The sequence below is a fragment of the Streptomyces caelestis genome, from assembly GCF_001279005.1.
GTDB lineage: Bacteria > Actinomycetota > Actinomycetes > Streptomycetales > Streptomycetaceae > Streptomyces > Streptomyces heliomycini.
Genome location: NZ_LGCN01000228.1, coordinates 185819 through 209745, shown reverse-complemented (window position 1 = coordinate 209745; position 23927 = coordinate 185819). Strand labels below are relative to the sequence as shown.

The 23927-nt window shown below is 71.6% G+C and carries 25 protein-coding genes, 1 tRNA gene and 1 pseudogene; 11 read left to right on the top strand and 16 right to left on the bottom strand.

The window, feature by feature from the left end; all coding sequences use genetic code 11:
* The first annotated feature begins 71 nt into the window (after positions 1 to 71).
* The 3 genes and pseudogenes from ADK41_RS29630 (at position 72) to ADK41_RS29620 (ending at position 3074) form a co-directional block, all read left to right on the top strand.
* On the top strand, positions 72 to 944 hold the full coding sequence (locus ADK41_RS29630) for a bifunctional DNA primase/polymerase (RefSeq protein ID WP_030820301.1): 873 nt from the start codon (positions 72 to 74) through the stop codon (positions 942 to 944).
* A gap of 53 nt (positions 945 to 997) precedes the next feature.
* A pseudogene (locus ADK41_RS29625) lies at positions 998 to 1451 on the top strand (hypothetical protein); the annotation flags it as partial.
* A gap of 375 nt (positions 1452 to 1826) precedes the next feature.
* Positions 1827 to 3074, top strand: a complete 1248-nt coding sequence (locus ADK41_RS29620) for a hypothetical protein (protein WP_030820297.1) — start codon at positions 1827 to 1829, stop codon at positions 3072 to 3074.
* Between the two features lie 190 nt (positions 3075 to 3264).
* On the opposite strand, the gene ADK41_RS29615 is transcribed toward ADK41_RS29620, so the two are convergent.
* The 12 genes from ADK41_RS29615 to ADK41_RS29565 form a co-directional block, all read right to left on the bottom strand.
* Entirely contained in the window at positions 3265 to 4443 is a 1179-nt protein-coding gene (locus tag ADK41_RS29615) for a tyrosine-type recombinase/integrase (RefSeq protein WP_030820295.1), read from the bottom strand.
* Positions 4443 to 4652 carry a helix-turn-helix domain-containing protein gene (locus ADK41_RS29610; RefSeq protein WP_030820293.1) on the bottom strand — a complete coding sequence of 70 codons (210 nt, stop codon included), beginning with the start codon at positions 4650 to 4652 and terminating at the stop codon, positions 4443 to 4445. The genes ADK41_RS29615 and ADK41_RS29610 overlap by 1 nt, the downstream gene beginning before the upstream one ends.
* A 2-nt stretch (positions 4653 to 4654) precedes the next feature.
* Positions 4655 to 6043, bottom strand: a complete 1389-nt coding sequence (gene repSA / locus ADK41_RS29605) for a replication initiator protein RepSA (protein WP_030820291.1) — start codon at positions 6041 to 6043, stop codon at positions 4655 to 4657.
* 4 nt (positions 6044 to 6047) lie between these two features.
* Entirely contained in the window at positions 6048 to 6227 is a 180-nt protein-coding gene (locus ADK41_RS29600) for a hypothetical protein (protein ID WP_030820289.1), read from the bottom strand.
* A 93-nt stretch (positions 6228 to 6320) separates the two neighbouring features.
* Entirely contained in the window at positions 6321 to 6866 is a 546-nt protein-coding gene (locus tag ADK41_RS29595) for a GGDEF domain-containing protein (protein WP_030820286.1), read from the bottom strand.
* Between the two features lie 3 nt (positions 6867 to 6869).
* Complete coding sequence (locus ADK41_RS29590; RefSeq protein WP_030820284.1) at positions 6870 to 7196, bottom strand: hypothetical protein; 327 nt, start codon at positions 7194 to 7196, stop codon at positions 6870 to 6872.
* Positions 7197 to 7208: 12 nt separating this feature from the next.
* A complete protein-coding gene (locus ADK41_RS41240; RefSeq protein WP_106979371.1) occupies positions 7209 to 7364 on the bottom strand; it encodes a hypothetical protein in 156 nt (51 codons plus the stop codon).
* Positions 7365 to 7378: 14 nt separating this feature from the next.
* The gene (locus tag ADK41_RS29585; RefSeq protein WP_030820282.1) at positions 7379 to 7567 is read right to left on the bottom strand and encodes a mobile element transfer protein; all 189 of its coding nucleotides are present in this window, start codon (positions 7565 to 7567) and stop codon (positions 7379 to 7381) included.
* Positions 7568 to 7571: 4 nt separating this feature from the next.
* The gene (locus ADK41_RS29580; RefSeq protein ID WP_030820280.1) at positions 7572 to 7754 is read right to left on the bottom strand and encodes a hypothetical protein; all 183 of its coding nucleotides are present in this window, start codon (positions 7752 to 7754) and stop codon (positions 7572 to 7574) included.
* Between the two features lie 19 nt (positions 7755 to 7773).
* Positions 7774 to 8433 (bottom strand): DUF2637 domain-containing protein, encoded by a 660-nt coding sequence (locus ADK41_RS29575; protein WP_030820277.1) that lies wholly within the window; start codon positions 8431 to 8433, stop codon positions 7774 to 7776.
* A gap of 78 nt (positions 8434 to 8511) precedes the next feature.
* The gene (locus ADK41_RS29570; RefSeq protein ID WP_030820275.1) at positions 8512 to 9852 is read right to left on the bottom strand and encodes an FtsK/SpoIIIE domain-containing protein; all 1341 of its coding nucleotides are present in this window, start codon (positions 9850 to 9852) and stop codon (positions 8512 to 8514) included.
* A 2-nt stretch (positions 9853 to 9854) separates the two neighbouring features.
* Positions 9855 to 10181 (bottom strand): hypothetical protein, encoded by a 327-nt coding sequence (locus ADK41_RS29565; protein ID WP_030820273.1) that lies wholly within the window; start codon positions 10179 to 10181, stop codon positions 9855 to 9857.
* A 159-nt stretch (positions 10182 to 10340) separates the two neighbouring features.
* Here ADK41_RS29565 and ADK41_RS29560 point away from each other — a divergent pair, with 159 nt between their 5' ends.
* The 3 genes from ADK41_RS29560 to ADK41_RS41835 all read left to right on the top strand — a co-directional run bounded on the left by ADK41_RS29560 (position 10341) and on the right by ADK41_RS41835 (position 12657).
* On the top strand, positions 10341 to 11135 hold the full coding sequence (locus ADK41_RS29560; protein WP_030820271.1) for a GntR family transcriptional regulator: 795 nt from the start codon (positions 10341 to 10343) through the stop codon (positions 11133 to 11135).
* Positions 11132 to 11797: a YdcF family protein gene (locus ADK41_RS29555; protein ID WP_030820269.1), complete on the top strand. Its 666-nt coding sequence runs from the start codon at positions 11132 to 11134 to the stop codon at positions 11795 to 11797. Before ADK41_RS29560 ends, ADK41_RS29555 begins: the two co-directional genes overlap by 4 nt.
* 542 nt (positions 11798 to 12339) lie before the next feature.
* Positions 12340 to 12657 carry a hypothetical protein gene (locus tag ADK41_RS41835; protein ID WP_158717636.1) on the top strand — a complete coding sequence of 106 codons (318 nt, stop codon included), beginning with the start codon at positions 12340 to 12342 and terminating at the stop codon, positions 12655 to 12657.
* A 1141-nt stretch (positions 12658 to 13798) separates the two neighbouring features.
* Here the strand turns inward: ADK41_RS41835 and ADK41_RS29540 are convergent.
* Positions 13799 to 13885: transfer RNA gene (locus tag ADK41_RS29540), tRNA-Ser, on the bottom strand.
* Positions 13886 to 13949: 64 nt separating this feature from the next.
* The gene (locus tag ADK41_RS29535) at positions 13950 to 15449 is read right to left on the bottom strand and encodes a S1C family serine protease (protein ID WP_030820263.1); all 1500 of its coding nucleotides are present in this window, start codon (positions 15447 to 15449) and stop codon (positions 13950 to 13952) included.
* A 289-nt stretch (positions 15450 to 15738) separates the two neighbouring features.
* Here ADK41_RS29535 and ADK41_RS29530 point away from each other — a divergent pair, with 289 nt between their 5' ends.
* The 3 genes from ADK41_RS29530 (at position 15739) to ADK41_RS29520 (ending at position 18572) form a co-directional block, all read left to right on the top strand.
* Entirely contained in the window at positions 15739 to 16569 is an 831-nt protein-coding gene (locus ADK41_RS29530) for a glycerophosphodiester phosphodiesterase (protein WP_030820261.1), read from the top strand.
* A gap of 166 nt (positions 16570 to 16735) precedes the next feature.
* Positions 16736 to 17380, top strand: coding sequence for an ATP-binding protein (locus tag ADK41_RS29525; protein WP_030820259.1), 645 nt, complete (start codon positions 16736 to 16738; stop codon positions 17378 to 17380).
* A 226-nt stretch (positions 17381 to 17606) separates the two neighbouring features.
* Positions 17607 to 18572 carry a DUF5926 family protein gene (locus ADK41_RS29520; RefSeq protein ID WP_030820257.1) on the top strand — a complete coding sequence of 322 codons (966 nt, stop codon included), beginning with the start codon at positions 17607 to 17609 and terminating at the stop codon, positions 18570 to 18572.
* A gap of 460 nt (positions 18573 to 19032) precedes the next feature.
* Here ADK41_RS29520 and ADK41_RS29515 read toward each other — a convergent pair whose 3' ends face one another.
* Positions 19033 to 19698 (bottom strand): bifunctional DNA primase/polymerase, encoded by a 666-nt coding sequence (locus ADK41_RS29515; RefSeq protein ID WP_030820255.1) that lies wholly within the window; start codon positions 19696 to 19698, stop codon positions 19033 to 19035.
* A gap of 504 nt (positions 19699 to 20202) precedes the next feature.
* Here ADK41_RS29515 and ADK41_RS29510 point away from each other — a divergent pair.
* Both ADK41_RS29510 and ADK41_RS29505 read left to right on the top strand, forming a co-directional pair.
* Complete coding sequence (locus ADK41_RS29510; protein WP_078661805.1) at positions 20203 to 21717, top strand: PP2C family protein-serine/threonine phosphatase; 1515 nt, start codon at positions 20203 to 20205, stop codon at positions 21715 to 21717.
* 111 nt (positions 21718 to 21828) lie between these two features.
* Entirely contained in the window at positions 21829 to 23286 is a 1458-nt protein-coding gene (locus tag ADK41_RS29505) for an aminopeptidase P family protein (RefSeq protein WP_106979377.1), read from the top strand.
* 43 nt (positions 23287 to 23329) lie between these two features.
* On the opposite strand, the gene ADK41_RS29500 is transcribed toward ADK41_RS29505, so the two are convergent.
* Positions 23330 to 23794 carry an ATP-binding protein gene (locus tag ADK41_RS29500; protein ID WP_030820249.1) on the bottom strand — a complete coding sequence of 155 codons (465 nt, stop codon included), beginning with the start codon at positions 23792 to 23794 and terminating at the stop codon, positions 23330 to 23332.
* Positions 23795 to 23927: the final 133 nt, after the last annotated feature.

Genomic DNA, 23927 nt, shown 5'->3' with positions numbered 1-23927 from the left:
CGACGCCCCCGCCCCGGCCCGTCGCAGCCCGCCCCCTTCCCTTCTTCGAACGTGCGTACGAACATGGAGGCATGGCCACCACCGACCGGCAGGCCACGACGCCGGCCCTCGCGCACGCCCTGTCAGCCGCCGCGCGCGGTCTGGCCGTCATCCCCCTGTCCCGGACGAAGCTCCCGGCCCTGCGCTCACCGCACCGCGACACCCCGGAGCCGGCGGGTCCGCCCTGTCACGGCGAGTGCGGCCGCTTCGGCCACGGCGTCCACGACGCCTCCAGCGACCCCGCCCGCATCCGCGAACTGTTCGCCGCCGCACCCCGCGCCACCGGTTACGGCATCGCCTGCGGACTGCCCCCGCACCACCTCATCGGCGTCGACCTGGACATCAAGACCGGTACGGACCCGTTCACCGCCCTGCGCGAACTGGCCCGGCGCCACCTGTTCACGATCCCCGCCACGGTGATCGTCCTGACCCCGAGCGGCGGCCGCCACCTGTGGCTGAGCGGCCCGCCGGACGTCGTCGTCCCCAACTCCGCGGGCCGCCTGGCCCCCGGCATCGACATCCGGGGCGCCGGCGGCTACCTCGTCGGCCCCGGTTCCCGCACCGACCGCGGCCCGTACACCACCGCTCCGGGCACCGCGCGCCTGGCCCCGGCGCCCTGCCCGCCCGCCCTCCTGCGCCTGCTCCTCCCGCCGCCCCGCGCGCACCACCCGACGCCCCCGTCGACCGGCGGGCATGGCCGGGGACTCGTCCAGTTCGTGCTCGCGGCGCACGAGGGCCAGCGCAACACCCGTCTGTTCTGGGCGGCCTGCCGTGCCTACGAGGAGGGGATCGGTCCGGCCCTGGTGGACCCCCTGGTCGGCGCGGCCCTCAGCACCGGCCTGTCCGAACACGAAGCCCGCGCGACGATCGCGTCGGCGGCGCGGATGACGGGGCACCACCCCTGACCCCCTCCCTCCCACCCGCCGCCCGTGCTCCCCGCGAAAGCCGAAAGACCCCGATGCACCACCGTTCCCCGGCACCGACCATGTCTCGCCCGCGTCCTCCTCGACTCCGGCCGCCCGGTCGACCTCTCCGAGCTGCGGATGTCGTCGACGTACGGCGGGCCGCCCGAGGGCTACCCGTGCAAGCCCCTGGACGACCGGAGGATCGAGCGGCTGCTCCGGTCCGCCGAGCACGCCTTCCCCGGCGCTCCGGTCCACCCGGTCCCGCCTCCGCGCGAGTACCCCGACCAGTACGCGGGCGCCTTCGTCCCCGTGGAGGCGCTGCCCGCCGTGACGTGCGTCGGCGGCTTCCGGTCCGAGGCGCTCGACCCGGCCCGCGACCGTTCCCTGTACCGCTCCCGCCTCACCGTCGTCCGGTTCCAGCCCTCCCCGCGCGTACCGTCCGGCTGCGACGCGGAGCCCTCGCTGCGGGACCTGTCCTGGGAACGGCCGGCCGAGGACGAAGAACTCCGAGGACCGGCGTCCGGATCACTCCGGGCGCGGGGTGACGGCTGCGCGGGTGACGGTTGCGCGGGGTGATGCACACGTACGGAGGGGCCGCAGCCCGAGCGTCATCACACGTACGGGTGAGCGTCGGGCCCCGTCACCGGGGTACGGAACCGCTGTCCCGGGCCTCGCGGAGATCTGATCCGACGATGACCCCGGATGCGGAAAAGCCTGGTGAAAGGGGTCCGCGCGAAAGAAAACGGTATCGCGGAAGGCGTTTTCGATCATCTGCTGTCAGCGGTGTGCGCGTGTCTACACCGCCCCAAACGTCCTGATTGTTCAGAATGTTGCCCACTGCCCCAGTTGAAACTATGAAGTTTCATTGCCGAGGAGCATGACATGCAGGTTCGCAGGTGGCTCCCAGACCAGCCCACTCGTATCGGCCGCCACGACTGGCCGGACGAGGGGGACAACGGAACGCACATGCGACTGCGGGCCGGCTCCATCGTGGTATTGGACCGGCAGGGGTGGCGGATCCTGGAGATCAACGGTTACCCGAACGACTGGTGGCCGGACTCCTACGAGAAGGCGTGGCGCGACCACGTGGAACTGTGGTGGCACGCCAACGAACTGCGGCGGGCCAACAACCAGGCGGTCAAACCGGCCCCCGAGCGGGCCGAGTTCTACAAGCGCCCGGTGGTCCTGGTGCTGCGCAACGAGAACCTGCCCCGTTCCACGCCGAAGCACTGGTGCGCTCCCGCCAGCCACGACTGGCGGGTCCTCCCCGAGCACTATGCCGTCTGCCGCGCCTGCGGTGAGCTGCCGCCCTGCCGCCACGGGGAGTACCGCTGGGAGGGCGGCCCCCGCTGGCCGGAGCAGGACGGCGGCATCCCGCTCATGGTGCCGGAGGGCTGCTGCATGGGGTGCGCCGAGCCCATCAGGCCGCGGGTGCGGACCGTGCGCTTCCCGGGCCCGAACCTCTGGTACCCGGACCTGGGTGAGGACACGGCCGTCTTCCACGCCCGCACCGCCTGCGCCGACCAGGTCGACCGCTACCGCATGCAGTGGCAGGCCGAGTACAGCCCGCGCCCCTCCACGCACTCCGCCACACCCTCGTTCCCGGGTTTCGAGCACTTCGTGCTCCCCCGGACGCGGCATGCGCCGGACGTCCCCCCGCGCGACCGGCACACCTGCCCGGACCCGCGCCCCGTGCCGTCGCGGCCGGGGGAGGAGGAATGCGCCTCCGTGACCGGCGACTTCGGCGTCCTCCCCGCCCCGTCCGACGGGCACCGGGGAGAACCGGGGGCCGGCACGCCGCCGGCCGGTCCGTCGGCACCACCGGTCGCGCCCGAGCCGGCGCCCGCGGTCACCGGCGCGCCCGTGACGGACCCGGTGCCGCCGGGGCCCCTTCCCCCGGCCGTCACGAGCGTGCCCGTCGCCGCGGCCGAGGCGTCCGCACCCGCCTCCCCCTCCGCCGAGGTCCTCGAGCCGGCCCTCCGGACCGCGCAGGAACTGGACCTGGCGCTGGCGGGCGGCCCGTCCTTCCACAACGCCGAACAGGCGGCCCGGGTGATCGAGGAACTCACCGCCGCGGTCCGGAACATCGCGCTCTGCCTGAACAACCCGGCCGCACGCGAGCGCCCCTGATCCACGAACGGAACGGACACGCCCGCGGGAAGCAGCGGAAGGGGCACCCCTCGGGGAGGGGTGCCCCTTCCGACCTGCCGTGTCTATGACCTGCGCGGAGGCGGTGGGATTTGAACCCACGGTGACATCGCTGCCACGACGGTTTTCAAGACCTTTCGGCGATCACGGCCGTTGACCGCTGCACCGCAGGTCAGAGGCGTGCAGGCACGTCCGCGGAGCCGTCCTCGTCGTCATCGTGCCCCCTACGTGTCCCATGGGCGTCGTCGTGCCCGCCGAACCACGCGTCGGAGGCTTCGGCCACCTGGTCGTCGCGGCCGGCAACTGGGCGGGCGTAGTGCCGGGTCGTCACGCTTGCGTTCGAGTGCCCGAGCCGATGCGCGGCGGTCATGACGCCGTACCGGTCGGCGACCCACGTTCCGTGGGAGGCCCGGAGGTCGTGCGGAGTCACGTCGGTGAGGCCGGCCGCCGAGACGGCAGGGTCGAAGTACGCCTTGCGCCACTGGTTGTAGCGCAGCGGCTTGCCCGCGGGCGTGGTGAACAACAGCGCGTCTTCCCCGCCGGGCAGCTCCTCGAGGTAGGACCCGAGCCGCTTCGCCAGGGAGGGAGCCAGCCGCAAGAGCCGCTTCTGATGAGACTTCGGTGTGTCGAAGACGAGGGTGCCGTTCGCCTCGGCAAGGTTCTCGTCGACCAGGAGGAAGCCGCCGGCGACGTCGACGTCCGAGCGCCGAAGCGCGAACGCCTCCCCCACCCGCAGACCGGCGAAGGCGAGCAGCGCGATCAACAGGTCGTGCGGTTTCTCAGCAGCGCGGACGATGCCCGAAGCCTCCAGCGGCGTGACGATGTGCGGTTCGGTCTGCGGCATACGTGGAAGCCGGACGCCACGGCAAGGAGTCTGCGAAATCAGGTCGTTGTCCACGGCCGACGCCATGATCTGCGACAGCACCCGGTACGCCTGGCGGATGCGCGAGGCACTCAGACCCTCGGTGCGCATCGCGGCCACCCACTCAGTGACCGTGATCGGCCGCAGGCTCGACAACTCCCGGTCGCCGAGCGCCGGGTTGATCCGTGAGTTGATCAACGACCGGTACGTCGCTTGCGTCTTGTGCTTCAGCTGCGGAGCGACGGCGGCCAGCCAGCGAGCGGACCAGTCCCGCACGGTCGTCCGCCCCTCGGCGGGGTCGAGCCAGCGGCCCTCTTCGATTTCGATGCGCTTCCGCATGAGCCACCGGTCGGCGTCCGTCGACGTGGCGAACGTCCGATCCGCAGGCCGCAACACGCCGTCCGGTCCCGGATAGCGAGCCTGGAAGCGACCGGACGGGAGCTTACGAACCCGGCCGAACGGTCGGCGGGATCTACGCTTCGACGCCATCAGGCAGCACCCCGCAGAGCCACCGGACGCAGGGGGACCGGCTGCACGGTGTGGGCATCCACGAAGGCGTTCACCGCACTCTCAGGGATACGGACGTGTCGGCCGACCTTGACGAAGGTGATCCGCCGCTCCTCGATGAGCCGCCGGGGGAACCGCACGCCCGTACCGAGGCGCTCGGCGACTTCCTGCACGGTGAGCAGTCGGTCCATGGTCACCAGTCCTCCCCTTCCGAGCGCATGTCTGTGAGTGCTTCGCGTGCGAGTTCGCGGCTTGCTTGCAGGTCCCGGCGGATGTTCGCGGCGAGCCAGGATTCGCCGGGGGTGTGGCCGTGGCCGGCGTAGGTCCAGTGGGCGAGGGTCAGGGTGGTCGCCTCCTCGTCGTCGGGGTCGGGCAGGCCGAGGGCGGCGCGTTGTTGGGTGGCGCGGTAGTCGGCGCGGACCTGGCGCAGGGCACCGAGAGTGGTGGAGTAGCGGCGGGACTTGGTGGAGAAGTGGCCGCGGAAGCCGAGCATGTGAGCCCAGTCGCGCAACTTGCGGTCCGGATAGAGCGCGTGCAGGTCGAGGCACGCGGCGATGAGCCGGGCCGGGTGGTCGGGGACGCTGAGCAGGGCGAGGGCTTCCTTGTTGCCGATGCGGCGGTCGACGGTGCCGGTGGTCTCGGCCGCTTTCGTGGCGTACTTGGCGACGTAGGAGGCGACTGCCTGTTCGCTGATCTCCTCGCCGTCGCCGAAGGCGCGGATGGGCCGTACGTCGAGCTGGGTGCCCCACCGCAGCGTGCGGGCCGGCTGGTCCCCGGCGGCGGGGACGTCGACTGTCACGCGAGCGGCGGCAGCATGGATCGCGTCGGTGAGCAGGTCGAGGGTGGCCCACGCGGGCGGGAGATCTTCGGGCCCGTCAGGTCCGTCGAAGCGGATCACGGCATGGAAGTGCACCGCCCCGCGCTTCTGATATTCGGCGACCTTGCCGAAGGCGACGCGCGAGGCTTCGCGGGCGTCCTTCTGTGTGAGCCCGGCCCGCTTGGCGATCTCCCGGCGCAGGTAGATCGTGAAGTAGCGCCACAGCTCGCAGGCGTGGTTGTTCCACAACACGGCGCCCGCGTAGTCGTACGACTCTGGATCGAGCGGGGTGCCCAGCTCGGGAGCGTCCTCGCCGTGGCGGACGCCGCAGCGGCAGGGCCGGTCACCGGGCCGGTTGTGGACCGGGCCGAACGAGGGCGCGGTGAGAGTGGCGAACACCCGCGGGTGGTCGCGGATGGTCTCGGGGGTGCCCTTGGCTGGGTCGCCGACGAGGCCCGCGCGGATCAGGTGGTAGGTGTCGCCCGCGTACGTCCAGGCGCAGGCCGGGCAGCGCGAGGCACGGCGGTTACCGCAGGCGACGCGAAGCCGCCCGCCCGGTTCGGTGTCGGTCGAGTACGCGTGCAACACGTGCCCGGTCGCGGCGTCGCGGGTGACGGTCGAGCCCATCAGGTGGATCGGGTCGGAGCAGCCGCCGGTACGGCGGATCTGGTCCTGGACGCGGTCGAAGCCGGTGGTCCCGGCCAGCCTCAGCACATCGGCGAGGGTGGCCGGGTCCAGGCCCGCCATGGTGGCGGCGTCGGTCACGCGGTCACCTCCCGACCCGGACGACGCCGGCGGGGATGGTGTGGCCAGTGCCCTTGCAGGTGGGGCAGGCGATGCGGAGGGTGGCGCGGGTGCCGTCGGCGTGGCGAGCGCCGGTGGTGACCGCGGCGGTGGCGAAGCCGTCGCAGTCGCGGCAGACGCGCGTGTTCCGGGCGTGCTGGGGCATCATGAGGTTTCCCTTTCGGGTCCGTTGGATCTGGAATGGGGCAGGCGCCCGGAGCGGCGGAAGTTTGGCGACCGAGGCCGCTCCGGGGGTTGGTCAGTTGTGGACGTTGCGCCTTCCGTGGCCCTTGGCCGCGTACATGCCGGCGTCGGCTGCAGACAGTGCGTCGGTGAGGGCGGTGACCGGCAGGTCGGTGCGGTGGCAGAGGCCCACCGAGGCGGAGACCGGCAACAGGTGCCCGTCATGGGCCACAGGCCGGGCGAGAGCCGTTTGCAGCGCGGTCGCGCCGGGGGTGTGAGCGGGGTCGGTGACGATGGCGGCGAACTCGTCTCCGCCGAGACGGGCGGCGACGCCGTGGCGTCCGCACCAGTCGCGCAGTCGGCGGGCGGTCGTGGCGAGGACGGCGTCACCGGCGGCATGGCCGTACGTGTCGTTGATGGCCTTGAAGTCGTCCAGGTCGATCAGGGCGACCAGCGCGGCCGGGTGCCGGGTGAGCAGGTGTTCGGCGCGGGCGGTCCATCCGGCGCGGGTGTGCAGGCCGGTCAGCGGGTCGCGGCGAGCGGTGGCCAGGCGGCGCAGGAGCAGTCCGCCGTGGACGGCCCAGCCGAGCGCCGGTAACGCGGCGGCGATCACGGTTTCCATGGCTCATCGCCCCTTGTGCATGTCGTTGACGAGCAGGCGCAGGACGACGGCGACCAGGGCGACGGACACGCCGGTGATGGCGACCGCGAGGAGCATGGAGACCAGGACCGCGCCGACGACCAGGACCACGGCACCACCGCCGGCGGCGAGGGCGAGCGCGCTGCCGGGGGTGAGCTGGACCGTGGGCCGGGACGCGACCGGAGCCGGGGCGTCCGGTGTAGGCGACGAGGCCGGCGTGCCGGGGGTGATGGTGGTCGGCTCGACGACGACCGCGGGCGGGGTGCCCCGGCCAGTGGGCTGGGGCATGGACGGGAGCTTGGGTCGGAACATGAGCGGGTCTCCTTACTTGACGACGGTGGCGAGGGCGGGAGCAAGGATGCTGTCGGCGAGGAGATAGCCGCCCAGGAGGAGCACGGCCACGAGCCACCACGGCGGGCGGATGAGCTTGACGCCGAGGAAGCCGACGGCGAGCAGGGCGAGCCAGAGTGGAACGTCCATGACGCGCGGTCCTCCTATGCCTTGCAGCGGTGGGTACGGGCGGCGAGTTCGGCGCCGGCGCGGTCCCGGTAGTCGGCGGAGAAGCCGCAGCCGGGGGCGGTGCAGGCGGCGGTGTGCCGGTCACGGCCCCGGCCGTCGTAGTACGTGGCGACCTGCACGGGGCCGATGCGGACGCGGTCACGGAAGCGGCGGTACACGGCCATGAGGTCAGCCCTCCTGTCGGGGGCTGGGGCCGGGGAACGCGGCGAGGATGCGGGCGGCGGCGTCGGCGTCCGGGGTGCGGTCGGCGGCTTCCTCGGCGAGCAGCCGGGCCAGGGCGGGGCGGCCGGTGACGGCCATCTCGCGGGCCGCGTCGATGAAGTCGGCGGCGCAGTCGAAGGACCGGTACATGGGGCGATCTCCCTTCCGATCAGGTGAGTTGGAGTTGTGCGGCGATGGCGTCGCCCATCGGGGCGGGCAGGCCGAGCCGGGCCGACAGGGCGTCGGTGGGCATCGGCGTGCCGGTCGAGGCGCGGTGTGCGTCGGCGATCTTCCGGGCGTGGTCGAGCAGCGCGGCCGGGACGACCGGCGCGGCGGGCTGTGGTGGGGCCGGTGCGAGTTCCGGCGCGGGAGCCGCGGGCGGGACGGGGTCAGGGTCGTCGGCGCGGTGCGTCTCGGCTTCCGGCACGGCTGGTTCGTCGTCCACGGGCAGCTCGGGGGCGGCTGGTTCGGTGGGGGTGTGGACCAGGAGGGTTCCGCCGAGGAAGGCCAACGCGGGCCATCCTGCGACGAGGATGCGCAGCCAGGCGGGCACCTGGTCGAGGTCGAGGAGGCCGGCGGTCGCGACGTTCGCGCCGAGGGACGCGGTCAGGGCGATGACGAACCAGGTCCAGGCCGAGCGGTCCCGGCGGGCGGTGCGCAGTCGGCGCCATGCGGCGACGAGGAGCAGGTCGACCGAGACCGGGTAGGCCCATGCTTTCCAGCCGTCCTGTCCGGCAGCGGCGGCCAGGTCGTGCAGGTGGGCGAAGGACAGCGCACCGGCGATGACGGCTTGGACGAGGACGGCGTCCAGGCGGATCGAGCGGGGCATGGGGCACCTCCCTTCGAGGGGGTGTCGGGCCAGGGGCGGGCGGGGAGCAGGTGTCCGGCCACCCGGCCCCGGGCGGTGTCAGTCGGTGACCGGGCGGGGCTTGACCAGCGACGGACCGGTCGCCGACGCCTCGGCGGGCACATAGGGGCGGAACGGTTCGAGGGCGGGAAAGTCCGGGACCAGGTGAGCGAACTTCCGGCAGACCGCGACGACGTCCGCGCGGGACGTGTTCGGGGTGCGGATCTTCGACCAGCCACCCGTGGAGTCCGCCGCGACAGCCGTGCCGGGACGTTCCATCGGGATCAGGCTCGCGACCGGCACCGCGTCCGGGGCGACGTCGGCCAGGCCCATTTCCGCGGTCTGCTTGTCGTTGACGCGGTGCACCACGCGGCCGGTGAGCTGGGCGCGGAGCATGGTGGCGCCCTTGCCCAGGTCGGAGCCGAAGCGCTGCCCGCAGACCTCCAGGTGGATCCCGACCGCGCGGGCCATCTGCGCCAGCCGGATCAACGCGGTCACGATCTTCTCGCGGCGTTCCTCATCCTTCTTCGAGGAGATCAGGAACAGTTCCGCCACCTCGTCGACCAGGACCACGACCGGCACCGGCCGCAGACCGGCGGGCAGCTCCCACACGTCGGAGACGCCGTGCCCGCTCAGCAGGTCGAAGCGGTCCTCCATCTCCGACACCAGCACCGCGAGCAGCGCGGCGGCGTCATCGGGGGTGGTGACCAGCGCCGACAGCCGGGGCGCGAACGCCCTCTGCTCGACACCGCGCTTGCAGTCGATCCCGACCAGCGCCACCGGCAGTTGCGCCAGTCCTTTGATCAGGTTTCGCAGGTACATCGACTTGCCCGAGTGGTTCGCGCCCAGGGTGAGCGCCATCGGGGCTTTGCGGTAGTCCCGCTCGAAGGCGGTCCCGTCCTCCCGCAGTGCCACCGGCACCACCAGGTCGTGCGGAGCGGCATGGCGCGGCATGCGCACTCGGCGCAGCACGTCATAGCCGGTCATGCGCAGTTCCACGAACCCCGGCTTGGTCTCCACCACGGTCACGGAGTGCACTCCCCAGGCGTGCCGCAGCCGCTCGGAGGAGGCGATCACGTCGGCAGGCTCCAGGCCGGCCGGAAGACGCAGGGTGACCCGCAGGCCGGTCGAGGTGGGCCGCACCTGGCGGATCTTCGGCGGGACCGGCTGCACCTCGCGGCGGGCGACGTTACGGGTCATGAACGCCCGTAGGCCGGACGGCTGCACCGTCAGCCCGCACACGTCCATGGTCGACCGGTAGGAGAAGGTGAACCGGCCCCAGGTGACCGGCATCCCGACCAGCGACCAGTACACGCGCGGGGCGCGTACCTTCGCGTACCCGAGACCACTGGCCCCCGCTAAGGCTCCCGTGGCCTCCAGCCACATCGACAGGTCACTCATGGTCAGGCCGCCGGGGTGATCGCGACCGCGCTGAACGAGATACCCGAACGCTTCTCGCCCTTGATCACGTTCTCCCAGTCACGGGCCTTGAGGCCGACCACCTTCACCGGCATGCCCGGCACGAGTCCTTCCGGGTAACCGTTCTCGGGAATCGCGACCTTCAGGAGGTTGCCCTCCCCCTCGTCCGAGACCAGCAGGCCCACGGTGGACAGCGGCCGGCCCTCCTGGTTCACGGCTCGCTCGCCGGTCGCGAAGTTCTTCACCTTCGGTTCCGGCGCGGTCGCCACGAACACCATGGCGGTCGAAGTGTCGATCTTGAAGGACGGCATCAGTACTCCCAGCGTTGATGTCGGAGCAGCCCGATAGGGCCGCAAGATGCCCGCTGTCCTAGGACTGCGAGTCACTGAGAGAGATAGTGCACCGCAGTCCCAGGACTGTCAACAGTCCTGGGACTATGTTTCACTGGACCTCGTTGAGAGGGGTTCTAGATGGCGCCCAAGTGGCGAGAGCTGGCAGACAAGCTGGCCGAGCAGATCAGAAGGGGCGAATACGCCCCTGGCCAGCAGCTTCCGCACATCAGGACGCTTGTCGAGGCGGGCGAAGGCTCCAAATCCACCGTGCACGCCGCCTACAAGGCACTGGAAGCCGAAGGTCTGGTCACCTCGTCGCGCGGCCACGGCACCGTCGTGCGCCAGCAAGTTCCCCTCAAGCGCTTGGGCATCGCCCGCTACGACAAAGCCAAGTGGCGGGACGGCGACGAGGTCGCCTTCATCGCGGACCGCGTGGCCTCCGGACGGGGGTACCGCCGGAACGAGCAGACCCAGACGGTCAGTCGCGTCGTAGCGCCGCCGGAGGTGGCAGCCGCGCATGGACTCCCCGAAGGCGCCGAGGTCTACGCCCGCGCGCGGCTGGTGAAGGAAGGCGACCAGCCGACGCACACGCTGACCAGCTACTACCGGCCCGAGCACGTGGAAGGTACGCGATTGGTGGACCCCACGCCAGGGCCCGCCGGCCGGGGCGGCGGATTTCGCGTGCTGTACGACGCGGGTTACGAGATCGATCACATGAGGGAGCGACTGTTCGCCCGTGCCGCCACCCCGGACGAGGTGAAGCAGCTCCAGCTACCGCCGGGCGAACCGGTCGTCGAGCTGCATCGGACGACCTACACCGCCGACGGGACCGTCGTGGAGTTCGCCATCGGGGTACACGCGGCATCGCGCTTCGCGTGGGAGTACGACTTCAAGGTGCCCGACTCGGCGAACGACAGGGAAGGTCAGCAGTGATCTCGACACAGGATTGGGCAGACGCCCGGCGCGTGTGGGACTACCAGCAGATGGGCCACTCGCCCCGGCCGTGCTCGGTTGCCATCGGACTCGGCAGCCACGACCTGGGCGTAGCCGACACGGCAGTGGACCTGTACAAGCGCGGCATGGCCCCCCTGCTCCTGTTCACCGGCGCCACCAGCCCCACGACACGGGAACGCATGCCCCGCGGCGAAGCCGTCCACTACCAGGAACGAGCACTGGAGCTCGGTGTCCCCAGCACGGCTGTTCTCGTTGAACCACGCGCCCGCAACACAGGCGAGAACATCCGCTTCTCGCGAGAGGTGTTGGAAGAGGCCGGCATCGAGGTGTCCTCGGTGCTCCTGATCAGCAAGCCCTACGAGGAGCGGCGAGCGTACGCCACCGCACGCAAGCTCTGGCCCGAAGTCGAGATCGTCAGCGCTTCCACTCCGATGACGCTCGACGAGTACATCGACTCCATCGGCGACGCCCGCTTGGTGATCGACATGCTGGTCGGCGCGCTCCAGCGACTGATGGTCTACCCCGAGCAGGGCTTCATGATCAGCCAACCGGTACCCGCCGACGTGGCCGAGGCGTACGAGCGCCTGTGCCAAGCCGGATTCACGAGCCGACTCCTGACCACTGACGTGCCTTCGGCTTGACCCGGGTAAGAGCGAGAGCTGTTACAGGTTTCTCTACCTCATCAAGCCCCGGCTACGCTCCGCTCCGCCGGGCGCGCTTCCCGGCTCCGCTCCGGGCGCCGCTCCTGCCTTCGGCCCGCTCCGCCCGCGCTGCGCCGACGCGCGCCCACTACTGGGTTGGGCCGAAGGCCATAAGGCGAGCACCGCACAGGGGGACCTGCGGTCACAGACGATGCCTCCGGCGGGGGATCGGCCGGCACCGGGATGGAGAGGGCGCCGTCGCCGACCGCGGGCCCGTAGGGGTGCGCGTGGAGTGCTCCCATCCCGTCCACCGCCGACCCAGGCAGAGCCGAGCAGACGCGGCCCAGGGCGTCCAGGTCGTTCGTGCAGTGGCGCGCTCCACCTGGACGCCCTGAACCACGCCCGCTCCACGGTGTGTGGGTCGACGGCGGACGGGATGGGAGCAGAGGTGAGTGGTGGGTCAAGGCAGTCCCCACGGGTGAGGAATCAGCTCCTGTCCAATTCGCCGTCTCCCGCTACACAGCCCCTGTACCGTCTCAAGGATGAAGAGCAACCATCTCTGGGGCGTCGCGCGCGGGTTGCTCGCCCTTTCGACTGTATTGATCGCCCTTGGATTGCTACTCATCCCTGACCTCTTCGGCACTTCAGCCTTCAGTGAAGGTTCCGGCAGTGACAGTCAACCGGTGGCGGTATCCGCCATTATCGGGATCATCAGTGCCATTACTGGTCTGGTCACCGCAGTAGCGAGCTTGATTACAGCCCTGATGGCATTGCACACGATTCGGACAAACGCAAGGGGTGACTCCCCTAGTAACGCTGAGGGTGCCTCCCGCTCTGTGAACAGCGATGAAGCCGAGTAGAGCCGCCAGCGCCACGTGTCAAGTAGAGGTTGAGTCGCTGACATCAGCGCCTGACACCAACAGGTACGGATAGCAGCAGTCAGACCCGGTTCTCAACGGACGACCAACCGAGGCCGTACGCGAGCAGGTCGATGTCGTCGGCTACCCATGATCGACCTGATAAAGATGAGGCCCGACCGTAAACGTTCTCGGTTGGGCCTCATCCCAGTTCCCCTGCACGACGGAAGACAGGTCTGGGCGTCGAACGCTGCGTCAGGCCGTAAGATTGCCTTGGAGCTGTGCTCAGCTCGGCACTGCCGGGTCTCGCACTGTCCCTCTCCGCGGCCGTCATCTGCAAGGTCCTGGCATCGAAGTTGAACAACGACGACCAGACCATGGAGACGAACGACGAGGAGAGCCGTATGGCTGATGAACCTAAGTCGAGCAGGATGAAGCAGTGGGCGAGCGCCCTTTGTGACGTACTGGGAGACCTTGCAGTCGGCTTCGCGGGCGGGGCAGTGTCGAGCTGAGCGCAGCTCCTCTGCTGTACAGCAGCGAAGTACAGCAACCGCAGGAACCGACGTCACCCGATAGCGTCCCTTAGGGCCGTAGAGCGGCCGGTACGACCGTTCGCGACCGATCCACATAGAGCTACGGATCAGATGCTGAGCCTCTGTAGCAGGCATCATGAGCCCGTGGGGATAGACGTGGAGCTGCACTCAGCACGGCCAGCGCGTAACTGGCGCAAGTCCCGAGCGACGCTGCTACAGAGTTCGTACGGGCACGGGGACGCTTTGGCCGATGCGATCGGCTCGCTCCAGTTGCTCGGAGTGCCTGGGCGGCTGACCGCCGTAGATCTGTACGGGGACGCTCTAATGAACGAGCAGGTGGCTGCCGTTGCTCTCGGTGAGATCCCCGCTCTACGGCAACGGTGCACCGATGACCGTCAGCTCGCTGCCCTGGACGACCTTGCAAGGTTGCTAGAGCAGTGCGCGAGCACCCCAGGCAGCTATCTGTGGTTCCAGGGCGACTGAAGCCGTGCCCCATCCGTGCCCGATAGACCGGTAACTCACGGGGAGCCATGGTCGCCAGCAGGTACCGCGCATGGGGAAGGCCCCCGACCGATGTTCCTGGCCAGGGGCCGTTCTCACTGCTCAGCCGGCGGAGGCGGTGGGATTTGAACCCACGGTGACATCGCTGCCACGACGGTTTTCAAGACCGTTCCCTTCGGCCGCTCGGGCACGCCTCCCCGCGCCTGCCGGTGATCGGCGGCGCGGGGACAAGGGTAACGGGTCCGGGGTCCGGGGGTGAGGTCAGCTGTCACCCGTGCGGGAGCCCAGGGTGAGCTCCGCGGTGTGCTCCTTGCCGTCGCGCTTGTAGGTGATCGTGACCTTGTCGCCCGGCTTGTGGGTCCAGATCTCGCCGATCAGGGTGGGGCCGGAGTCGATGACCCGGTCGTCGAGCTTGGTGATGACGTCACCGGGCCGCAGGCCGGCCTTGTCGGCGGGGCCACCGGGGTCGACGGGCTCGGAGCCGCCCGCGCCCTGCTCGGTGATCTTCGCGCCGCCCGCCGTGTCCTCCAGGGAGACCGACGCGCCGATCTTGGCGTACACCGGCTTGCCCGTCTTGATCAGTTCCTGGGCGACGTACTTGGCCTGGTTGATCGGGATGGCGAAGCCCAGGCCGATGGAGCCGGCCTGCCCCGTGCCGAAGCCGCCGTTGCTGGTGGACTGGATCGCGGAGTTGATGCCGATCACGTTGCCCTGGGCGTCGAGCAGCGGACCGCCGGAGTTGCCCGGGTTGATGGACGCGTCGGTCTGCAGGGCGCTCATGTACGACGCCTGGCTGCCGGCGCCGTCGCTGGAGGCGACCGGGCGGTTCTTCGCGCTGATGATGCCCGTCGTCACCGTGTTGGACAGGCCGAAGGGCGCGCCGATCGCGATCGTCGAGTCGCCGACGGCCACGTCGTCGGAGTTGCCGAGGGTGAGCGGCTTCAGGTCCGAGGGGGCGCTCTTCAGCTTGATGACGGCGACGTCGTAACCCTGTGCGTGGCCGACCACCTCGGCGTCGTACTTCTTGCCGTCGGGGAAGGCCGCCGTCACCTTGCCGCCGTCGACGGCCTCGGCCACGACGTGGTTGTTGGTGACGATGTGGCCCTGGGTGTCGAAGACGAAGCCCGTGCCGGTGCCGCCCTCGCCGCTGCTGCTCTCGGCCTCGATGGTGACCGTGCTCGGCAGCGCCTTGGCGGCCACGGCGGCGACCGTGCCCGGGTCGCGCTTCACGTTGCCGCCGCTGGCGGACGCCGAGACGGTCGTGGAGCCGTTGCTGTCGTTCTCCTTGGCCAGCGTGTAGCCGAGGCCGCCGCCCGCGCCGCCCGCGACCAGCGCGGCCGCCAGGACCGCGGCGACCATACGGCCGCGCCCGCCGCCGTTCTTCGGCGCCGGCTGCTGCGGCGGGGAGCCCCAGCCGCCCTGGCCGTACCCGGCGCCACCGTCGCCGTACGACGGGGTGGACGGCGGAGGGGGCGGGGGCCAGGAGGCATCGGGGGCGGAGGAGGAAGGGGTGGGGTCCTGGCCTCCGTGGGCGCCGTGCGGGCCCCAGCCGGTCTCGCCCGCCGGGCCCTGGGGAGCGGAGCCGTGCCCCTGGTTCGCGCTCTGAGCGGGCGCCACCGGCGGTGCGGTCCACCCAGGGTCCGGAGCCGCCCCCGGGGCCGGGTGCCCCTGGTGCGCCGAGGCAGCGGGAGCATCCACCGGCGTGGGCGGCGGTGCGGACGGGGCGGGGGGTACCGCGGTGCCCTCGTTCTCGGTGCTCACAGCTTCTCTCCTCGATCCACGGCTGTTGTTGGTCGGTCGCATTCGGTCACGCTCGTTCACGCCCGTCCACGAGTCCGGCGCGATGCAGCTGTGCACGTCCTTTTGTATGACGTCAGCTTTTCCCACGGGCCGTCAGGGCACCATAAGCCGTTCCTGTGGGTCCGGGGCCATTCTTTATATAGGGCATTACTCACGTAAGGCGCGCCACTCGATGCCTCCGACCGGACAGCGACGTCGTTCACACCACTCCGAGCACCCGTCTACCCGTGCGCGGTGGCACCATGACGCGGTGACCCACGCACGGCAGCACCTGACCCAAGTCGTCGCGCACCGCGGGGCCTCCGAGGAGGCTCCCGAGCACACCCTGGCCGCGTATCGCAAAGCGATCGAGGACGGTGCGGACGCGCTCGAATGCGATGTGCGCCTGACCGCCGACGGTCACCTTGTGTGCGTCCACGACCGCCGCGTCAACCGTACGTCCAACGGTCGCGGTGCGGTGTCGGCGCTCGAGCTCTCCGATCTGGCCGCCCTGGACTTCGGCTCCTGGAAGAGCCGCGACGCCTCCGGGGGGCCACGCGTCGAGGAGCCCGACTGGGAGCACCGCCCGGAGGACCGGGAGGCCACCTCCGTCCTCACCCTGGAGCGGCTGCTGGAGCTGGTCTCCGACGCCGGGCGGCGGGTCGAGCTGGCGATCGAGACCAAGCATCCCACCCGGTGGGCGGGGCAGGTGGAGGAGCGGCTGCTGCTCCTGCTCAAGCGGTTCGGCCTCGACGCGCCCACCGCCGCGGAGGACTCCCCGGTGCGCGTGATGAGTTTCTCCGCGCGGTCGCTGCACCGCGTGCGCGCAGCCTCGCCGACGCTGCCCACGGTCCATCTGACGCAGTTCGTCTCGCCTCGGCTGCGCGACGGGAGGCTGCCCGCCGGCGTGCGGATCGCGGGGCCCTCGATCCGCATCGTGCGCGGTCACCCCGCGTACATCGAGCGCCTGAAGCAGTCCGGGCACCAGGTGCACGTGTGGACCGTGGACGAGCCGGAGGACGTGGAGCTCTGCGTGCGTCTCGGCGTGGACGCCCTCATCACCAACCGCCCCCGCGCGGTGCTCGATCAGCTCGGCCGCTGACCGCGCGGCGCCCCACCCGTCCCACCGGCCCCAGGAGTGACGTGCACGCGTCTTGACCCGGTGCCCGACTTCGGCGCATCCTCACCTCTCGGCCACATCGACGAAATCCAGCCATACGGCTACGGGGTGTGCTCCGGCGCGTTCGGTGCGCATCCGGTCGCTCGGAGTGCGTCACCGCTCACGGATCGGCCGGTTTCCGGTTCGGGCCCATGGGGCATCCACACCGTGGCGTGGGGCGAAGGAGGTCTCGGGGGTGGCGTTGGTGGTGGCACAGGAGGTGCCCACGTCGTCGAGCATGGCCGTACCCCACGGCCCTGCCGGCGTGGGGGCGGCGAGGCGCCGCATGCGTGCGCAGCTGCGCGACGGCGGGGTGGCGGACTCGGTCGTCGACGACGCCGTGCTGATCCTTTCCGAACTGCTGAGCAATGCGTGCAAACACGGCCGGCCTCTCGGCGAGGCCCTGGCCGGGGACGGGGACGTACGCGCCGCCTGGCGGGTGGACCCGTGCGGACGGCTCGTCGTGGAGGTCACGGACGGCGGCGGCCCGACCCGTCCGGCGCCGGCCACCCCGTCGGTCACGGCGCACGGCGGCCGGGGGCTGAACATCATCACCGCGCTGGCCGACGACTGGGGCGTGCGCGACGAGGTGCCGGGCGAGGTCACGGTGTGGGTCGTCGTCCACGACGACGTGTACGACCCGGACGCCCAAACCGGGCATCGGCGCGAGGACTTCGCCGCGCGGGTGACGGCTCCCGCGGTCTCCCGCCTGCCCGGGCTGAACTTCACGGACGTCTTCGACGACCTGGGCTGAGGACGGCCCCGGCCGAGAGCGGCCTTGCCCGAGGGCGGCCCCGGGCCAGGGCGGCCCCGGCCGGGAGCCGACCCGGCCGAGGGCTACGGGCACGGCACCGCTGCGGCCCCGTGTCCGCCCGCGGTGTGCCCGGGTCGGCACGTTGTCCACAGGTTCCCGTCGGCCGTGGCGTGAACGGCTAGGCTCACGCCCGTACGAGACGAGCCGTAACCGGGAGACACCCACGATGGCCAAGAAGCGACCTCAGACGAAGGCCAAGCGCCCGCAGCTCACGGACGGGCAGATCCCGGTCGTCGGCGCCCGCGAGCCCTGCCCGTGCGGCAGCGGCCGCCGGTACAAGGCCTGCCACGGCCGTGCCGCCGCGCACGCGGTGACCGAGCTGGTGCACCGTCCGTTCGAGGGTCTGCCGGGCGAGTGCGACTGGGTGGCGCTGCGTGAGCTGGTGCCGGCCGCCACCGTCGAGCTGACGCTCAAGGGCGGCCTGCCCGAGGGCGTCCCGTCGGTCACGCTGGCCACGGTCCTGCCGATGGCCTGGCCCGCCCTGCGCCGCGACGACGGCTCGGTCCTGCTCGGCCTGCAGAACGAGACCTCCTCCGGCGACATCAGCCGCGACCTCGCCGACACGCTGCAGCGCGCGCTCACCGCGGACCCGGGCACGCCGGTGCAGGCCCGGCGGGCTCCCGCCGACGGTCCCCGACTGCAGGATCTGCTCGACCCCGAGGGCGCTTTCGAGCCGGTCGTGCACAGCGGGTTCGAGTTCTGGGTCCCGGACGCGGAGAACGCCACGCCGGACGTCGCCGCCTCCCTGGAGCGGGCCAACGCCGCGGTCATCCCGACCGTCAAGCTGTCGGGCGCGGACGCCGCGTACTGGTGCGAGACGCCCGAGAAGAACCACCTGCGGTGGGTCATGCCGCACCCCGAGGAGCAGCTTCTGGACGCTCTCGCGCGGCTGCACGCGGCGGGGGGCTCCTCCCTCGGCGAGGGCACCCGTCTCGTGGGCTCCTTCCGCGCCCACGGGCTCACCGTGCCGGTCTGGGACCTGCCCAGCGGGGTCGGCGCCGAGGACGTGGAGAAGCCGGCGGCCGAGTTCGCCGAGCGGCTCGCCGCCGCGCTGGCCACGGACGCACCGCTGACCGCCGACGAGCGCCGGGCGCGCGGCGGCCTGACCAACCGCCAGGTGACGCTGAGCTGAGGCGCGGCCGCACGCCCGGTTCCGCCGGCCGCCCGGCCGACGGAACCGCCCTGTCGTGCGTCATCGGTCCCTGCGCAACTCCCGGTCCCGGCAAGCCAATCGATGACCGGAAAAGCCAAGACCGAATTTGCGAACCGCCGATCTCTTGTTACCGTTCCCATAGCCCGGTTGCTGGTGCATCCCCCGTCGCCAGCAACCGGGTCTTTGCGTGTCGGTCGCCGTCCACGGAATGCGGTTGCCCACCAACTGCCCGCTTCAGCTTGGGAGTTGCTCCCGCAGGGCAGCGTCCGCCCCCCTGCGGCGCCGCCGGCGAGGCCCGGCGTCCCGCGCGGTGACAACAGCCCGTCCCCGGCGCGGTGCGTCCGCCGCCGGGCCCATGAGGCCGGGCGCGGCGCTCGCGTCCCGCCGGTGGCACAGCGGTGGCGGGTCCGCGCCCCGGCCGGGGCGCCGTGCGCGCCCGCTACATCTCGGGCGCGCTCACTCCCTTACGGGTGAGGGCGTCGACCGCGGCGTCCACCACCGCCTCGACACCGGGCACCCACGGCGAGGCCGAGCCGGGCAGCGGCGCGCGCTCCCAGCGGATCTCGCCCTGCGCGGTCTCGGACGGGGGCAGCGCGATGTAGCCGCCCTCGCCGTGGAAGCGGAGGGAGCCGGGGACGAAGTCCTTGGCGTACAACAGCTCGCCCAGCTGCTCCATGGAGTACGGCTTCACCAGGATCGACCAGCGGGCCGGCGAGGCGACGACCGGGCCGAGCCGCATGCCGCGGCGGTCCAGTGCGGCGAGGGCGCGGGCGGCCGGCAGGGCGGGCAGGGACACCGCGCAGGGGGCCTTGCCTCCGGTGGCGAGGATGATCGGCGCCGCCGGCCGGTTCCCCCACCACCAGCGCACCATGCGTGCGTCGGTGGTGGCGGCGAGGAGGCCGGGGTCGAACGGGTGGGCGCCCGGCACCGTGCACTCGGGGTCGGGGCAGGCGCAGCGGGACCGGCCCTGCGGGTCCGCCGCCACGCCCGGGAGTACGGGCCACTGCCAGTCCGCGGCGAAGGTCAGGGCCGCGCCGATCAGATCAGGCCCTCCGTCGCCGCGCCGGGACAGGAGCCTGCGTCGCCTTCCGAGGATCTCGCGCATGAGCGCTCGTTCCTTTCCGTTGCACGCCTGGCAACACCGTGGTCCAGATCACGTCATGTGTCGATCACTTCACTGTGCGTACCTATGGGCGCATCACACCCCCGCACAGGGCAGGGGGAACCCCTATGGGCCGAGCATGGGCTGCCTCCGCGGCCGTTCCACCCGTACCGCGTCTTTCGGAAGTACGGGTGTGGCGTGGGGGTGGCGAAGTCTGGCGTTTGCTGTCGCGCGTGTTTCTCTCCGCCTCCGCCACGGGAGGATGGGGCACGGTCGTCGGTGGTTAAGACGCCCGGGTCCGTCGCCAGGTTCCCGAGCGGTTCTCCACCACCCCTGGCCTTCACCGAGTACGTACCCATCACGACCGTTGTGACGCTCCGTCGAGCAGGGCCAGTCGACCGCAATAAGCCTCCCCCTGAGGCAGTTTCAAGCCAACTTCACCTTTCGGCAAGAGGTCTGCAGAAAGTTCCCTTCAGCCCCACGGACACCAGGAATCCCCGCAGGACAATGCTGGACATCTCCTCACGAGTGCGTGTACATGTGGAGACACTGCCGGCGGCGCAGAATGACATGGGGGTTTGCGATGCTTTTGAGCAGTACGTACCGGTCGGAAAGCCGGACACCATGAACGCTCCGCACCCTCCGAAAGTGGCCGGAATCGATGCAACGGTTCCCTCACCCGCACACACTGTCGCGTCCGTCACCGCGAGTACCTCCCCGACTCCCCCGGCAAACCCCCGCAGCGCACCGGGCGCGCTGCTCCAGGACCGGCTCGCCGGCTGGGTCTCCGACCTCACGACCCTCCACGAACTCACCGAACGCCTGGCCCGCGCGAGCACGCTCGACGGGGCGCTCCGGGAACTGCTGCGCGCGGGAGCCGCCCTGGTGGGCGCGCGGCGCGGTCTGGTCACCCTGGAGCCCGCCGACGGTCTCGGCCCGACCCCCACCATCGGCCTGGGCCTGGCCCGCGCGGATCTCGGCCACATGGAGACGGTGCCGCGCGGCTCACTGCCGTACGGCAGGATCCTCGACGGACTGCCCGGCGCCGACGACGGCGTCGCCGAACCCGACCTGTTCGCCGAGAAGGGGCTCGACCCCCGGCACCGCGAGGTCGCCGCCCGCCTCGGGTACGCCGCCAGCTTCGCCCTTCCCCTCGCCGCCGGGACCGCCGGACGCCTGGGCGCCGCGGTGTGGCTCTACGACGAGCCGGCCGAGCCGTCGAAGCGGCAGCGCCACCTCGTGGGCCTGTACGTCCGCCACGCCGCCGAGCACCTGGCCCGGCTCCTCGAACTCGAGCGCACGCGCGCGTGCATGGCCACGATGGCCGAGGAACTGCTGCCCTCCCGCCTCCCCCGGGTCGCCGGCGTCCGGCTCGCCGCGCGGCACCGCACCTCCCCGCACGGGGGCGGCGACTGGTACGACGCGCTGCCGCTCCCGGACGCCGCCCTCGGTCTCGCCGTCGGGTCCGTCACCGGGTCGGGGGCCGGCGCGGTCGCGGCGATGGGCCGGCTGCGGGCGTCGCTGCGCGCGTACGCCGTGATGGAGGGCGAGGACCCGGTCGCCGTCCTGTCCGACCTGGAGCTGCTGCTCCGGCTCACCGAACCCGCCCGGTCGGCCACCGCCCTGTTCGGCTACTGCGAACCCGCGCTGCGCCGGATCACGCTGGCCGGCGCCGGGCACAGTCCACCGCTGCTGCTCGGCGAGCGCCGCACCGAGTTCGTCGAGACGTCGGTCTCCGCCCCCCTGGGCATGCTCGCCTGCTGGGAGGCGCCGAGCGTGGAGGTCCAGGCGGAGCCGGGGGAGACGGTCCTGCTCTACACCGACGGGCTGCTGCACCGCACCGGCGACCCGACCGACCGCGCCTTCGCGCGGCTGCACGCGGCGGCGGCCGGGGTGCCGAAGGCCCTGCGCCGCGACCCCGGCGCCGTCGCCGACCACGTGCTGCGCACGGTGCTGCCCGAGGGCGCGGACACGGCGGACTCCGGGGAGGACGTGGTGCTGCTGGCGGCGCGGTTCGAGTAGCTCCCCGCGGGTCTCCCCGTCCCCCTCCGCCACGGGTCCGCGCCCCGTTCGGCCGTTTCCGCACGACCGTACGATGGGGGGTGGTCCAGTGCCGTATCGAGGAGGATGACCGTGGCCGAGGAGCTGCCGGAGACCCCGGAGACTGCCGAGGAAGAGCCCGTCAAGCAGCGCAAGAACGGCCTGTACCCGGGCGTGTCCGACGAGCTGGCCGAGAGCATGAGGAGCGGCTGGGCCGACACCGAGCTGCACGATCTGCGGCCGATCCCGCAGGCCGCGGAGACCGCCGCCCGCCGCGCCGCGCTCTCCGCCCGTTTCCCGGGTGAGCGTCTGGTCGTCCCCGCGGGCAACCTGAAGACGCGGTCGAACGACACGGAGTACCCCTTCCGCGCGTCGGTCGAGTACGCCTACCTCACCGGCAACCAGACCGAGGACGGCGTCCTCGTCCTGGAACCCACGGCCGACGGCCACCGGGAGACGATCTACCTCCTGCCCCGCTCCAACCGTGAGAACGGCGAGTTCTGGCTGGACGGCCAGGGCGAGCTGTGGGTCGGCCGCCGCCACTCCCTCACCGAGGCCGAGCGGCTGTACGGCATCCCCGCCTCCGACGTCCGCGAGCTGGCCGGCGCGCTGCGCGAGGCCACCGGCCCGGTGCGGGTCGTGCGCGGCCACGACGCCGGGATCGAGGCGGCGCTGACCGACAAGGTCACCGCCGAGCGCGACGAGGAGCTGCGCGTCTTCCTCTCCGAGGCGCGGCTGGTCAAGGACGACTTCGAGATCGGCGAGCTGCAGAAGGCCGTCGACTCCACCGTGCGCGGCTTCGAGGACGTCGTGAAGGTCCTCGACAAGGCCGAGGCGACCAGCGAGCGCTACATCGAGGGAACGTTCTTCCTGCGCGCCCGTGTGGAGGGCAACGACGTCGGCTACGGCTCCATCTGCGCCGCGGGGCCGCACGCCTGCACCCTGCACTGGGTGCGCAACGACGGCCCGGTCCGCTCCGGCGACCTGCTGCTGCTCGACGCGGGCGTGGAGACGCACACGTACTACACGGCCGACGTCACGCGCACGCTGCCGGTCAACGGCACGTACAGCGAGCTGCAGAAGAAGATCTACGACGCCGTGTACGACGCCCAGGAGGCCGGCATCGCGGCGGTGAGGCCGGGCGCCAAGTACCGCGACTTCCACGACGCCGCCCAGCGCGTGCTCGCCGAGCGGCTCGTCGAGTGGGGCCTGGTCGAGGGCCCGGTGGAGCGGGTGCTGGAGCTGGGTCTGCAGCGCCGCTGGACGCTGCACGGCACCGGCCACATGCTCGGCATGGACGTCCACGACTGCGCCGCCGCGCGGACCGAGACGTACGTCGACGGCACGCTGGAGCCCGGCATGGTGCTCACCGTCGAGCCGGGTCTGTACTTCCAGGCCGACGACCTCACCGTGCCCGAGGAGTATCGCGGCATCGGCGTCCGCATCGAGGACGACATCCTCGTCACCGCGGACGGCAACCGGAACCTGTCCGACGGACTGCCCCGCCGGTCGGACGAGGTCGAGGCGTGGATGGCCGCCCTGAAGGGCTGACGCACGACACGACGGCCGGGCACGCGCGCGTGCCCGGCCGTCGCTACACCGCGACGAGCGGGGCGTTCTCGCGCCACTTGAGGATCTTGTCGAAGCTCACCACCGCGCCGCCCCGTCCCGGCTTGTTGCCGATGTGGACGTGGTCGGCGAGCTCCCGGATGAGACACAGCCCCCGCCCGTGCTCGGCGTCGGACGGCGCGGGGCGGGCCGGCGGGCGGGAGCGGTTCCCGGTCGCGCCGGGGAAGCCGGGACCCGCGTCGGCGACCTCGATGCGGCACTTCTCGCCGTCGAGGTAGGCGGTCACCCGGAACGCCTCCGAGGTGCCGCCCCGCGCGGTGTCCCCACCGTGCTCGACCGCGTTCGCGCAGGCCTCGCTGAGGGCGACGGAGAGGTCGTAGGAGACGTCGGGGTCGACGCCCGCGGTCTCCATGGCGCCGAGCAACAGGCGCCGGGCGAGCGGCACGCTGGCGGCATCGCGCCGCAGATGGAGTGACCACCAGATGCTCATGCTCCAGCCTCCTGGCTGCGGCTCGACATACCGTTACCTATTGCCCTGAGTCCTCACCCGTAAGCGTGGAGTTGACGTGACACCGCCCATACGGCGGGTGTGCCGTGGAGCCGACCGGTATAGGTGGGGCACT

What these genes read in the sequence shown, in the direction of transcription:
- ADK41_RS41835 (WP_158717636.1), top strand. Translation starts at nt 12,340, where the DNA reads ATGAAGAGCAACCATCTCTGGGGCGTCGCGCGCGGGTTGCTCGCCCTT.
- ADK41_RS29590 (WP_030820284.1), bottom strand. Translation starts at nt 7,196, where the DNA reads ATGTTCCGACCCAAGCTCCCGTCCATGCCCCAGCCCACTGGCCGGGGC.
- ADK41_RS29630 (WP_030820301.1), top strand. Translation starts at nt 72, where the DNA reads ATGGCCACCACCGACCGGCAGGCCACGACGCCGGCCCTCGCGCACGCC.
- ADK41_RS29575 (WP_030820277.1), bottom strand. Translation starts at nt 8,433, where the DNA reads ATGCCCCGCTCGATCCGCCTGGACGCCGTCCTCGTCCAAGCCGTCATC.
- ADK41_RS29610 (WP_030820293.1), bottom strand. Translation starts at nt 4,652, where the DNA reads ATGGACCGACTGCTCACCGTGCAGGAAGTCGCCGAGCGCCTCGGTACG.
- ADK41_RS29560 (WP_030820271.1), top strand. Translation starts at nt 10,341, where the DNA reads ATGGCGCCCAAGTGGCGAGAGCTGGCAGACAAGCTGGCCGAGCAGATC.
- ADK41_RS29570 (WP_030820275.1), bottom strand. Translation starts at nt 9,852, where the DNA reads ATGAGTGACCTGTCGATGTGGCTGGAGGCCACGGGAGCCTTAGCGGGG.
- ADK41_RS29520 (WP_030820257.1), top strand. Translation starts at nt 17,607, where the DNA reads ATGGCCAAGAAGCGACCTCAGACGAAGGCCAAGCGCCCGCAGCTCACG.
- ADK41_RS29595 (WP_030820286.1), bottom strand. Translation starts at nt 6,866, where the DNA reads ATGGAAACCGTGATCGCCGCCGCGTTACCGGCGCTCGGCTGGGCCGTC.
- ADK41_RS29500 (WP_030820249.1), bottom strand. Translation starts at nt 23,794, where the DNA reads ATGAGCATCTGGTGGTCACTCCATCTGCGGCGCGATGCCGCCAGCGTG.
- ADK41_RS29510 (WP_078661805.1), top strand. Translation starts at nt 20,203, where the DNA reads ATGCTGGACATCTCCTCACGAGTGCGTGTACATGTGGAGACACTGCCG.
- ADK41_RS29615 (WP_030820295.1), bottom strand. Translation starts at nt 4,443, where the DNA reads ATGGCGTCGAAGCGTAGATCCCGCCGACCGTTCGGCCGGGTTCGTAAG.
- ADK41_RS29620 (WP_030820297.1), top strand. Translation starts at nt 1,827, where the DNA reads ATGCAGGTTCGCAGGTGGCTCCCAGACCAGCCCACTCGTATCGGCCGC.
- ADK41_RS41240 (WP_106979371.1), bottom strand. Translation starts at nt 7,364, where the DNA reads ATGGACGTTCCACTCTGGCTCGCCCTGCTCGCCGTCGGCTTCCTCGGC.
- ADK41_RS29600 (WP_030820289.1), bottom strand. Translation starts at nt 6,227, where the DNA reads ATGCCCCAGCACGCCCGGAACACGCGCGTCTGCCGCGACTGCGACGGC.
- ADK41_RS29515 (WP_030820255.1), bottom strand. Translation starts at nt 19,698, where the DNA reads ATGCGCGAGATCCTCGGAAGGCGACGCAGGCTCCTGTCCCGGCGCGGC.
- ADK41_RS29565 (WP_030820273.1), bottom strand. Translation starts at nt 10,181, where the DNA reads ATGCCGTCCTTCAAGATCGACACTTCGACCGCCATGGTGTTCGTGGCG.
- ADK41_RS29585 (WP_030820282.1), bottom strand. Translation starts at nt 7,567, where the DNA reads ATGGCCGTGTACCGCCGCTTCCGTGACCGCGTCCGCATCGGCCCCGTG.
- ADK41_RS29580 (WP_030820280.1), bottom strand. Translation starts at nt 7,754, where the DNA reads ATGTACCGGTCCTTCGACTGCGCCGCCGACTTCATCGACGCGGCCCGC.